This window comes from Roseovarius sp. W115 (assembly GCF_032842945.2).
Lineage (GTDB): Bacteria > Pseudomonadota > Alphaproteobacteria > Rhodobacterales > Rhodobacteraceae > Roseovarius > Roseovarius rhodophyticola.
The window spans coordinates 1572794-1584217 of the sequence record NZ_CP146606.1; the positions used below are offsets into that span (position 1 = coordinate 1572794).

The following is an 11424-nucleotide window of genomic DNA, read 5'->3' on the forward strand; positions in this document are numbered from 1 at the left end:
TGTGTCGGGGATGAAACGATTAGCTCTTCATTCCATCCCAGAAGCTTTTCACTGATCTAAAGAAGCTACTGCTCTCGGGATTGTTTTCCTCTGACAACTCCTCGAACTCGCGCAGGATTTCTTTTTGGCGCGATGTCAAATTCACAGGTGTTTCCACCGCCAATTCAATGAACATGTCACCCGTAGACCCACCACGAAGTGCCGGCATGCCTTTACCTCTCAGGCGCATTTGCCGACCCGATTGCGACCCTTCTGGAATTTTCACGCGACTGCGCCCGCCATCTATTGTCGGAACTTCGATGTCCCCGCCCAATGCAGCCTTGGCCAGAGACACTGGTACGCGACAAAAGAGGTTCGTTTCCTCACGCTCGAAGATTTCGTGTCGATCAACCTCGATGAAGATGTACAAATCCCCAGGGGGACCGCCGCGCATTCCGGCTTCACCTTCGCTTGCGAGGCGAATGCGGGTGCCTGTTTCCACACCGGCTGGTATGTTCACACTCAGGGATCGGTCTTTTTGAACGCGGCCTTGTCCACTGCACGTGGTGCAAGGATTTTTGATAATCTGACCCATGCCTGTGCAGGTCGGGCAAGTGCGTTCAACAGTAAAGAAACCTTGTTGTGCGCGAACCTTGCCCATGCCGGAACAAGTGGGGCAGGTCGATGGCTCGACACCGCCTTCGGCACCTGAACCGTTGCACACATCACAGGCTACTGACGTGGGAACATTGATCGTCTTCTGCAGTCCTCGGTAAGCATCATCAAGTGAGATGCGTAGATTGTAGCGTAGGTCCGCACCGCGTGCTGCGCGTTGACCGTTGCCCCCGCGACCGCCCCCCATAAAGTCACCGAAGAGGTCATCGAATACATCTGAGAATGCGCTGGCGAAATCACCTTGCCCGCCGAATCCGCCACCCGGGCGTGCTCCGGCTCCTGTGCCGCCTTCGAAAGCAGCATGACCAAACCGGTCATAAGCCGCTTTCTTTTCCGCATCTTTAAGGATGTCATACGCTTCTCCAGCCTCCTTAAAGGCGGATTCGGCGTTCGGGTTGTCCTTGTTGCGGTCCGGGTGAAGCTCTTTGGCTTTTCCGCGGTAGGCTTTTTTGATCTCTTCGGCTGAGGCTCCCTTTGAAACCCCAAGCACATCATAGTAGTCGCGCTTTGCCATCGGAAATCTCCTTTAATCGGAGAGCAGAGGCCGACAACCGGCCTCTGCCTGTCCGTTAGACGCGTTAAGCGCGCTTGTCTTCATCCAGATCTTCGAAATCCGCGTCGACGATATCTTCTTCTCCGCGCATTTCGTCAGCGGCCGCGGGCTCTTCTTCGCCTTCTTCCTGGCTCGCCTTGTAGATCGCTTCGCCAAGCTTCATTGCAGCTTCGGTGACATTCTGCAGCCCAGCCTTGATTTTGTCGGCCGTGGCGTCCTCTTTCTCGAGGTCATCCTTGAGAGCGGCAATCGCAAGCTCGATGGCTTCGACCGTGGTCGGATCCACCTTGTCGCCATGCTCTTCCACTGACTTTTCTGTGGAATGTATAAGGCTCTCGGCCTGATTGCGGGCCTCGACGAGTTCGCGGCGTTCCTTATCAGCCTCAGCATTTTCTTCAGCGTCACGGACCATCTGATCGATGTCTTCGTCGCTCAGGCCACCGGACGCCTGGATCGTAATCTTATGCTCCTTACCGGTGCCTTTGTCTTTGGCTTGAACAGACACGATGCCGTTGGCGTCGATGTCAAAAGTTACTTCGATCTGTGGCATGCCGCGTGGCGCTGGTGGAATATCTTCCAGGTTGAACTGGCCCAGAATTTTATTGTCCGTCGCCATCTCTCGTTCGCCCTGGAACACACGGATCGTCACAGCGCTTTGGTTGTCCTCAGCGGTTGAGAAGATCTGAGACTTGTTCGTCGGGATCGTTGTGTTGCGGTCGATCAGGCGTGTGAACACACCACCCAAAGTTTCGATGCCTAGCGACAGCGGTGTCACATCGAGAAGCACAACATCTTTCACATCGCCCTGCAGGACACCTGCTTGGATTGCAGCGCCCATCGCGACCACCTCATCCGGGTTCACGCCCTTATGTGGCTCCTTACCGAAGAACTTGGTTACTTCTTCGACCACTTTCGGCATCCGGGTCATACCGCCGACGAGTACGACCTCGTCAATGTCACCTGCCGAAAGTCCGGCATCTTTAAGAGCGGCCTTGCATGGCTTGAGCGAAGCCGCGATCAGATCACCAACCAGGCTTTCCAGCTTGGCACGGGTGAGTTTGATGACCATGTGCAGCGGCTGGCCGTCTGACCCCATGGAAATGAACGGCTGGTTGATTTCGGTCTGTGACGAAGAGCTCAACTCGATCTTGGCTTTTTCCGCAGCTTCTTTCAGCCGTTGAAGGGCCATCTTGTCCTTGGTCAGGTCGACGCCATTTTCCTTTTTGAACTCGTCGGCGAGGTAGTTGACGATGCGCATGTCAAAGTCTTCACCGCCAAGGAACGTATCCCCGTTGGTGGATTTCACTTCAAACAGGCCGTCGTCAATTTCCAGGATGGTGACGTCGAATGTACCACCGCCAAGGTCATAGACCGCGATGGTGTGTGTTTCTTCTTTGTCGAGACCATAGGCCAATGCAGCTGCTGTCGGCTCGTTAATGATGCGAAGCACTTCAAGACCGGCAATCTTGCCAGCGTCCTTGGTGGCCTGACGTTGAGCATCGTTGAAATAGGCGGGAACAGTGATAACCGCTTGGGTCACTTCTTCGCCAAGATAGGACTCGGCGGTTTCTTTCATTTTCCCGAGAATGAAGGCTGAGATCTGGCTTGGCGAATACTTCTCGCCTTTGGCTTCAACCCATGCATCACCATTGCCGCCATCAATGACGTTGAACGGCATGTTCTTTTTGTCTTTCGCCAGATCCTTGTCGTCTTCGCGACGACCGATCAGACGCTTGACACCGAAGATTGTGTTCTCTGGGTTTGTGACGGCCTGGCGTTTCGCAGGCTGGCCTACGAGGCGCTCGTCATCTGTGAAGGCTACAATTGAGGGCGTGGTGCGCGCGCCTTCTGAGTTTTCGATCACTCGGGCTTGGCTACCATCCATGATGGCGACACAGCTGTTTGTGGTTCCGAGGTCAATACCAATGACTTTGGACATGTTTTTCGATCCCTTCTTTACTTAAGGCGATTGAGGGGCAACCGGACCCGTTACGGCATCTGGCCACCAAACGACCTGCAGCTCATCCGTGGATGTTCTGCGTATCGAGCGGTATATAGGCAGGCGAAAGCACACCTGCAAGCGGTGTAACGCATGTAAAACTGCGAATTGCGATTAAATTGGCGTATTGGGAATTGATTACGGCACGATGCATCAAAAACCACTCGAAATAAGGGGATTTAAGGTTTTCGTTGGTTTTCTAGATGTCGCACAGCAGGCACAGATTGTGAAAGACCTGCGTGAGGTGGTCCGAACCGCACCGTTTTTTTCGCCTATGACGCCATATGGAAAGCCGATGACGGTGCAAATGACCTCGGCTGGCAAATACGGATGGTACTCTGATCGAAAGGGGTATCGCTACGTAACACACCATCCAAATGGCACAGCGTGGCCTGATATACCGTCTTCCGTTCTGAAGATTTGGCGCGCCTTGGGCGATGTGGATCGTTTGCCCGATTGTTGCCTGATCAATTTTTACCAAGACAAAGCACGCATGAGTTTGCACCAAGATCGAGACGAAGCGGATTTTTCTTGGCCGGTCTTGTCTTTGTCATTGGGAGATGACGCGCTTTTTCGGATTGGCAACCAAGAACGCGGAGGATCAACAGAGTCTATTTGGCTTCAGTCCGGAGATGTTGTGGTGATGGGAGGTGATGCGCGGCTGACCTACCATGGAGTGGATCGTATTCGGCCTGGTACATCTACGCTTTTGAACCAAGGAGGGCGTATCAACCTGACCTGCCGCGTGGTGGATTGAAACTCTGTTCCCAAGGAATCCAAGTCAGGTGCAATTGGCTTATTTCAAATTGCAGCAGCCCGTGACGTAACTCACCCCTTTTTCTTCGGTCAAAAACAAGTCCACGCTCATCCCGTATGCACGATCCGACATCCCATCAGAACATGCATCCCTGTGAAAAATGAATGTATAAACACGGTCTCCGCCTTGCCCAAAAATAGCATAGCGATCAGTGCGATTTGAGGCCGTTACAGGTTCAAGCATTCGAACATCCACGGGTGTTTCGCCCGGTCGCGAAAGTTGCGCTGTTTCTCCTCCTGCGATGTCCAAAGTCCAGAAAGGTTCTGTGCCTGCGCAAACCAGTGGTGAGGGTAGTTCATCGTCGATTTGACCAGGTTGTCGTGTCAGGAATCTCAGAGAAACCCAACCGGCCATTTCTCCGATATTGACTTGTCCCCATTCTTTGTCTTCGTCAAAGGCAACCACTTCGATGCTGGTATCTTCATGACCGAGTTTTCCAATGATGGACGCAGCGGTACTTGGCGCCTGGCGAATGTTTAGGACATCATCCGGAGCAACGTTTGATACGTTGTAGTAAGCTGGTAGCGCTTCGGAATAGGCTTTTGAAGCAAGGATTAAAGCAACCAAAACTGAAAACAGAAATCTCATCGCCTCGCACTCCAGCTGGTTGAGGCGTGCTGGCGTGTATAAAACTCGCCAAGAAGCCCAATAACGACCAGAACGCATGCGACTATGAACGCATATTCGTAAGATGTATTGCGAGGATAGTAATTGATAAATACAAATCCCCGCGATTGATCAATGACGTGAAACAGGGGATTCCAGTCAAACACAGCCAGTAGGAAACCTGGCAGTGCATTTGCAACAAACAGTTTACCTGACGCAATCATGTTGACGCGGACATACACCGTTCGTAGCAAGCTTGCCGCCGTAGGGAACCAAGGAGTTAACGCCATAAACAAAAGCCCCACGGCGCATCCCGTAAACCAGGCTAAGAGAAACATGCCGAATGCGGGAATCGGCTGTGAGATTTCTATTGGATTGATGAGGGTATGGTACAGAAACAGAATTATGAATAGAGCCAGTACCTGGATGTACAGTGAGCCGATTGCCGAAGAACAGATAGATACAACTGTGTTCATTGGCGTATGTTGCATCATCGGTGAAGTTGAATTTTCTGCACCCGCAACAGCGCCAACCGCTCTGATGTGAGTGATATAGAGAAAAACACCGGACAGTATGTAAAGCAGAAAATCACCGCGAAGTTTAGCGCCTCGCAGTCCAAGGAAGGAAAACATGAAAAAAAATGCGAGTACAAAAATGACCGTTGTCGCGATGCTAACGAAAAGCGCCATGAACGCATTTCCATGCGCTTTGCGAATGTCGCGTACAGTTGCATGGTAGATCACTTCCGCCAAGGTTAAGGCGGATCCGAGAAGTGTTCCTTTTCGCGTATTCTGAAACATGCCTGCCCAGCCGGTTAACTTATGCTTGTTTAAACAGGGAATTCTTGCTGTCCCGTTAGCACCGTATCATAAGGGGCGCGCGACAATCCCGCAACACAGGCTTGCAGGAAGGTTTTGAATGGAGACTGCTTTGAACTACGACGCTCTTGTTACTGTTATGCGGCGCCTTGCGCTGGAAGCCGGTGATCTCATAATGGAGATTTATAATTCAGATGATTTTGACGTGAAAGTTAAGTCGGATTCAAGCCCGGTAACGGAAGCTGATGAAGCGGCAGATGCCTTGATTTCTGCTGGTTTAGAAAAAGCCTTTCCAGATACTTTTCTTATTACTGAGGAACAAGCGGCAACGCATGATCAGAAGGCGCAAACTTTCCTGATTGTAGATCCATTGGACGGGACGAAAGAATTCATCAATCGACGTGGTGATTTCACGGTAAATATCGCCTTCGTTGAAGATGGTGTCCCGACACGAGGGGTCGTGTATGCGCCTGCCAAGGAGCGCATGTTTTTCACGCAGGCAGACGGGACTTCCGTTGAAGAAGTTGGTTCATTTGAGAAAGACAAAATCGGAGTGCTAAACGAGATCAGTGTGTCTGACCCTGACAATTCCGCCCTGCTGGTCGTGGCAAGCAAGTCGCATCGTGATCAGGCTACTGATGACTACATAAGCAAATACGCAGTCAAAGACATGAAGAGTGCGGGATCTTCGCTAAAGTTCTGTTTGATAGCAACCGGGGAAGCCGACATTTATCCGCGCGTCGGCCGAACCATGGAGTGGGACACTGCTGCAGGGCATGCGGTGTTGCATGGCGCTGGGGGGAAGGTTGTAAGGTTTGATGATCACACGCCTCTGATTTATGGCAAGGAGAGCTACGCCAATCCGTTTTTCATTGCCTATTCGCCCAACGTCGATCTGAAGTCTGCGAAATGAGCGTATTGATCGCTATACCGGCGCGCTATGCGTCATCACGATATCCAGGAAAACCTCTTGCGAAGCTCAAGGGTGCTGACGGTACGGAAAAGAGCCTGATTGAGCGAAGCTGGGACGCCGCTTTGTCTGTAAATGGTGTCGACCGCGTTGTCGTGGCAACGGACGACACGCGCATTCGTGATGCCGCACAAGCCTTTGGGGCTGAGGTTGTCATGACCTCACCAGATTGTGCAAATGGTACGGAAAGATGCGCTCAGGCACATACAAAATTGGGCGGGAACTTTGATATTGTCGTTAATCTACAGGGCGATGCGCCGTTAACGCCAAGTTGGTTTATTGAAGACTTGGTTTCGGATTTGAACTCAGACTTAATAGCTGATGTTGCTACCCCTGTCCTGCGCTGCGATGGAGAAGCGTTGAATGGGTTTTTGAATGACCGTGCGCATGGTCGTGTAGGTGGCACGACGGCTGTTTTCGATAGAAACCGCTATGCGCTTTACTTCTCAAAAGAAGTCGTTCCTTTCACGTCTGACCAATATGCTGAAGGGGAAGATACACCTGTTTTTCACCATGTTGGTGTCTATGCATATCGCCCTAAAGCTCTGGAGGAATATGTCGGTTGGGCTTCTGGCCCATTGGAGAACTTGGAGGGTCTTGAGCAGTTGAGGTTTTTGGAAAACGGAAGGCGTATTCTTTGCACTGAAGTACACGCAAAAGGCCGTAAGTTTTGGGAGCTCAACAACCCTGAGGATGTGCCACGCCTTGAAGTCATGATGAAAGAGATGGGAATGCGCTGAAATTTTGACCTGTCGGCGATATGTTGCTACGTAAACACTTAAAAAACGAATAAACTGTTATGTGCCGCCATGGAGTGGTCACAATTGTCCTGTTTTTACGATTAGGGCTGTCTAGGAGCGGTAAATGCGAAAGAAACTAACCAAGGCGATTTTTCCCGTGGCGGGAATGGGCACACGGTTCCTTCCTGCGACGAAGTCCGTGCCGAAGGAAATCATGACATTGGTTGACCGGCCGCTGGTTCAGTACGCGATTGACGAGGCGCGTGCCGCTGGGATCAAAGAGTTTATCTTTGTTACGTCTCGCGGAAAGGGTGCTTTGGAAGACTATTTCGACAATGCCCCGCAGTTGGAACAAGAGCTGCGGAAAAAAGGCAAAGATGAGCTTCTGGAAATCCTGCGTTCTACCAATATGGACAGCGGTGAAATCGCATATACACGTCAGAATAAACCTTTGGGTCTCGGACATGCCGTATGGTGTGCGCGACGTTTGATTGCGAATGAGCCGTTCGCAGTTATTCTTCCGGATGATGTCATCTCCGCAGACAAACCCTGTCTTCAGCAGATGGTTGAAGCTTACGAAGAAACTGGTGGAAACATTGTTGCGGCGATGGAAGTGGCCGATGAGCAAACCTCGTCATACGGTATGCTGGATATCAAGGATGATATGGGCAAAATCGTTTCGACCAAAGGTATGGTTGAAAAGCCAAACCTAGGAGAGTCCCCTTCCAATCTGGCGGTTATTGGCCGCTATATTCTGACACCAACCGTTCTTCAGAAACTCAACAAGAAGAAGACCGGTGCAGGTGGAGAGATTCAATTGACCGACGCCATTGCCGATGCGCGCCAGGAAGGCGAAGAGGTTTATGGCTATCGCTTTGATGGGCGCCGCTTTGATTGTGGGTCCAAGTCTGGCTTCCTGCAAGCCACTGTGGCTTTTGCGCTGGATCGACCAGAACTTCGCGATGATTTGTGGGGTTTTCTGAGCGAAATGGTCAACGCGGCGAAAGCGGCTGAATAACCAGCTTTCGGGGGCTGAACTTGACATATGTCCTGGTCACCGGTGGGGCCGGATACATCGGATCACATGCTTGCAAAGCTCTGAAAGCCGCAGGGTATATCCCTGTTACGTATGACAACCTCTGCACCGGTTGGGCCGATGCGGTAAAGTTCGGTCCGTTTGAGCAAGGAGACCTCAGGGACCGAGCACGCCTTGATGAGGTGTTTTCGGCTTATAATCCAATAGCGATTTTGCACTTTGGCGCTCTGAGCCAGGTTGGTGAAAGTATGCAAAATCCGGGCTTGTACTGGGATAACAACGTCTCTGGGTCACTTACACTTTGCCAGGCGGCTCTTTCTGCAGGATGTAAGAGCATCGTATTTTCGTCGACCTGTGCCACGTATGGAGACCACGATAACGTGGTTCTGGATGAGACCACTGCTCAGCATCCGATAAATGCCTATGGCGCCAGCAAACGTGCCATTGAAGACATGTTGCAGAACTTTGAAGAGTCACATGGCCTAAAGCATGTGATCTTTCGCTATTTTAACGTGGCGGGCGCTGATCCGGATGCCGAAATCGGAGAGTTTCACCAACCCGAGACACATCTTGTACCGTTGATCTTGGATGCGATTTCCGGAAAGCGGGATGCCTTGACGGTTTTCGGAACCGATTACGATACACCTGATGGAACATGTATCCGGGATTATGTTCATGTCACTGATCTTGTTGATGCGCATGTCCTTGGATTGAAGTGGCTGGACTCCGGAAAACCTAGTCGTGTGTTTAATCTTGGCACTGGCTCCGGGTTTTCTGTCAGAGAAGTTATTGACCAGGCAAGGAAAGCCACAGGTCAGGATGTGCCGGTTGTTTACGGCGACAGGCGGCCAGGTGATTGTACAAAACTAGTTTCAGGGTCAGCACGCGCTCTGACCGAACTTGGTTGGAATTCTGAACGATCAACGCTTGACCAGATGATTTCTGATGCTTGGCGGTGGCATCAAACTGGACATTACGAAAAATAAACCTGATTTTCACGCGGAGGCACTAAATCGGGCGATCCATGAGCGTGCTGTCGGAAGCAGTATTTGCCTACAGGCTGCGGTGGAAACGCCGCAGGTTGCTCTTTCGTGCATTTCGCAAGCGTCGGCAGCTCTGTTTGATTGTGGATCGAACGCCTCAGATATCAGCTCAAGATGTGTTGTTGTTTTCGACTGTGCGCAACGAGGCTTTGCGACTCCCTTTTTCCTTGATCACTACCGCAGACTCGGCGTTAAGCATTTTCTCATCGTCGACAATGCTAGCGATGACGGAACAGTAGAGTTCTTGAAAGAACAAGATGATGTCTCGCTATGGCGCACGACCAAAAGTTATCGTCTTTCTCGTTTTGGTGTCGATTGGGTGACGTGGCTTCAGATCAGATTTGGTCACGGTCATTGGTGTTTGTCTGTGGATGCGGACGAGATTCTGATCTACCCGCACCACCAAACACGCAGTTTGCCCGCTTTAACCAACTGGCTTGAACAGCACGGTCATGAGTCATTCGGCGCTTTGATGCTGGACATGTATCCGAAAGGCCCGGTTGGGGACGCGACTTATAACCCTGGAGAAAACCCATTTGACACATTGAGTTGGTTCGACGGTGGCAATTACGTGATTCAGAAGAAAAGCGATCTTCAAAACCTATGGATACAAGGTGGTGTGCGTGCACGGCTTTTCTTCAAGGACAGACCCAAACGTGCTCCGACTCTGGGTAAGATCCCGTTGGTGAAATGGAACCGGAGATATGCATATGTAAGTTCTGCGCATTCGCTTTTACCCCGGCGTCTCAATCACGTTTACGACGTTGATGGAGGAGAGCGCACATCTGGGATTTTGCTGCACTCGAAGTTTCTCCATTCAGTTGTCACTCGATCATCTGAGGAAAAGCAGCGCGCAGAGCATTTCGCCAATTCCAAGCTCTATGATGATTACTACGACGCGCTGAGCGAAAACCCGACACTTTGGTGCGAGGCGTCGAGCGAATTGACGGGTTGGCGTCAGCTTGAAGCCATGGGTTTGATGTCAAAGGGGAATTGGGTATGAAACTGGTTTGGGAGTTTACCCGTTTTGAGCAATCACATAAGGTGTTTAGTACGAGTAGTCGCGGGCGACACAGCGTCGAAAGAGACGTTACGCTCCTGCAAAAAGGATGCGTTAAGCGTCAGGCAATAAGGTGTGGCTCTAAAAAAATGCCGGCCATGAGGGTTTATCATTGAGTCTGTTGCAGTCATATGTGATGCGGCTGCGCCGAAAGCGCCATCAAGTGCGTGCTTTCCGGAAGCATTTCTCGCTCAAACCTGTCGTGAACCGCACAGGCAAGATTCGCCCAGGAGACATTCTTTTATTTTCAACTATGAGGGACGAATATGTCCGCCTGCCCTACTTTCTGAAGTATTATCGTAATCTTGGCGTCGCGCATTTTTTGATCGTAGACAATGACAGCAGCGACGGCGGACGAGAGTATCTCGCCAATCAAAGCGACGTGTCGGTCTGGACAACAAAAGCGAGCTACAAGAATTCGAAGTTTGGGGTCGATTGGTTGAATTGGCTTCAAAGCAAATACGGGCATGGACACTGGACGCTTGTGGTCGATCCTGATGAATTGTTTATCTATCCGTTTTGTGACACGCGACCGATCCGGGCATTGACCGACTGGCTGGATGTAAGCCAGGTGCGCTCATTCGGGGCCATGCTTTTGGATATGTATCCTAAGGGTCGTATCGATGCAGTGCCTTATCTTCCGGGCCAAGATCCGGTGGAGGTCGCCAGTTGGTTTGATCCCGGTAACTACATGATCGAGAAGAACAGGCGCTACGGTAACCTTTGGATTCAGGGCGGACCGCGCAGCCGGATGTTTTTTAAGGACAAGCCTACGAAAGCGCCTGCGCTGAACAAGACGCCTTTGGTGAAGTGGGACAAACGCTACACTTACATCAGCTCAACTCACATGCTTTTGCCGCGTGGCCTTAACCTGACCTACGATGAATGGGGCGGCGAAAAAGCCAGTGGTATCCTGCTTCATGTAAAGTTTCTCAATACGTTTGCGGCAAAGGCCGAAGAGGAATTGCGGCGCAAACAGCACTATCAGGGCAGCGTCGAATACAAGGCCTATGTGGAGTCTGTGCAAGAAAATCCAGACCTTTGGTGCAAATGGTCGGAAAAATATATAAACTGGAGGCAACTTGAAATCCTCGGACTAATGTCAAAGGGGAACTGGGCATGAGGAAG

Annotated in this window: 10 protein-coding genes and 1 pseudogene; 7 read left to right on the plus strand and 4 right to left on the minus strand. The window is 51.1% G+C overall.

Annotation, left to right across the window (positions count from 1 at the left end):
- Window positions 1-19 precede the first annotated feature (19 nt).
- Together dnaJ and dnaK are read right to left on the minus strand one after the other, a co-directional pair.
- The gene (dnaJ, locus tag RZS32_RS08080) at window positions 20-1168 is read right to left on the minus strand and encodes a molecular chaperone DnaJ (protein ID WP_317056492.1); all 1149 of its coding nucleotides are present in this window, start codon (window positions 1166-1168) and stop codon (window positions 20-22) included.
- 64 nt (window positions 1169-1232) lie between these two features.
- Window positions 1233-3146: a molecular chaperone DnaK gene (gene dnaK / locus RZS32_RS08085; protein ID WP_317056493.1), complete on the minus strand. Its 1914-nt coding sequence runs from the start codon at window positions 3144-3146 to the stop codon at window positions 1233-1235.
- 208 nt (window positions 3147-3354) lie between these two features.
- Between dnaK and RZS32_RS08090 the strand changes: the two genes are divergently transcribed.
- Window positions 3355-3963: an alpha-ketoglutarate-dependent dioxygenase AlkB family protein gene (locus tag RZS32_RS08090; RefSeq protein WP_317057871.1), complete on the plus strand. Its 609-nt coding sequence runs from the start codon at window positions 3355-3357 to the stop codon at window positions 3961-3963.
- A 39-nt stretch (window positions 3964-4002) separates the two neighbouring features.
- On the opposite strand, the gene RZS32_RS08095 is transcribed toward RZS32_RS08090, so the two are convergent.
- Window positions 4003-4611, minus strand: a complete 609-nt coding sequence (locus RZS32_RS08095; RefSeq protein ID WP_317056494.1) for an SH3 domain-containing protein — start codon at window positions 4609-4611, stop codon at window positions 4003-4005.
- Window positions 4608-5429 carry an ABC transporter permease gene (locus RZS32_RS08100; RefSeq protein WP_317056495.1) on the minus strand — a complete coding sequence of 274 codons (822 nt, stop codon included), beginning with the start codon at window positions 5427-5429 and terminating at the stop codon, window positions 4608-4610. Before RZS32_RS08100 ends, RZS32_RS08095 begins: the two co-directional genes overlap by 4 nt.
- A gap of 130 nt (window positions 5430-5559) precedes the next feature.
- On the opposite strand from RZS32_RS08100, the gene cysQ reads away from it, so the two are divergent.
- The 6 genes and pseudogenes from cysQ to RZS32_RS08130 all read left to right on the plus strand — a co-directional run bounded on the left by cysQ (window position 5560) and on the right by RZS32_RS08130 (window position 11419).
- Window positions 5560-6360, plus strand: coding sequence for a 3'(2'),5'-bisphosphate nucleotidase CysQ (gene cysQ / locus RZS32_RS08105; protein ID WP_317056496.1), 801 nt, complete (start codon window positions 5560-5562; stop codon window positions 6358-6360).
- Window positions 6357-7157, plus strand: coding sequence for a 3-deoxy-manno-octulosonate cytidylyltransferase (gene kdsB / locus RZS32_RS08110; protein WP_317056497.1), 801 nt, complete (start codon window positions 6357-6359; stop codon window positions 7155-7157). Before cysQ ends, kdsB begins: the two co-directional genes overlap by 4 nt.
- Window positions 7158-7281: 124 nt before the next feature.
- Window positions 7282-8175 carry a UTP--glucose-1-phosphate uridylyltransferase GalU gene (gene galU / locus RZS32_RS08115; protein WP_317056498.1) on the plus strand — a complete coding sequence of 298 codons (894 nt, stop codon included), beginning with the start codon at window positions 7282-7284 and terminating at the stop codon, window positions 8173-8175.
- Window positions 8176-8195: 20 nt separating this feature from the next.
- Entirely contained in the window at window positions 8196-9179 is a 984-nt protein-coding gene (gene galE, locus RZS32_RS08120; RefSeq protein ID WP_317056499.1) for a UDP-glucose 4-epimerase GalE, read from the plus strand.
- Window positions 9180-9217: 38 nt separating this feature from the next.
- Window positions 9218-10239 (plus strand): annotated as a pseudogene (locus tag RZS32_RS08125) (glycosyltransferase family 2 protein).
- A 193-nt stretch (window positions 10240-10432) separates the two neighbouring features.
- Entirely contained in the window at window positions 10433-11419 is a 987-nt protein-coding gene (locus RZS32_RS08130) for a glycosyltransferase family 2 protein (RefSeq protein ID WP_317056500.1), read from the plus strand.
- The last annotated feature ends 5 nt before the right edge of the window (window positions 11420-11424 follow it).

Coding starts and splice junctions, on each gene's coding strand:
- dnaJ (WP_317056492.1), bottom strand. CDS start 1,168: ATGGCAAAGCGCGACTACTATGATGTGCTTGGGGTTTCAAAGGGAGCC.
- dnaK (WP_317056493.1), bottom strand. CDS start 3,146: ATGTCCAAAGTCATTGGTATTGACCTCGGAACCACAAACAGCTGTGTC.
- RZS32_RS08090 (WP_317057871.1), top strand. CDS start 3,355: ATGCATCAAAAACCACTCGAAATAAGGGGATTTAAGGTTTTCGTTGGT.
- RZS32_RS08095 (WP_317056494.1), bottom strand. CDS start 4,611: ATGAGATTTCTGTTTTCAGTTTTGGTTGCTTTAATCCTTGCTTCAAAA.
- RZS32_RS08100 (WP_317056495.1), bottom strand. CDS start 5,429: ATGTTTCAGAATACGCGAAAAGGAACACTTCTCGGATCCGCCTTAACC.
- kdsB (WP_317056497.1), top strand. CDS start 6,357: ATGAGCGTATTGATCGCTATACCGGCGCGCTATGCGTCATCACGATAT.
- galU (WP_317056498.1), top strand. CDS start 7,282: ATGCGAAAGAAACTAACCAAGGCGATTTTTCCCGTGGCGGGAATGGGC.
- RZS32_RS08130 (WP_317056500.1), top strand. CDS start 10,433: ATGCGGCTGCGCCGAAAGCGCCATCAAGTGCGTGCTTTCCGGAAGCAT.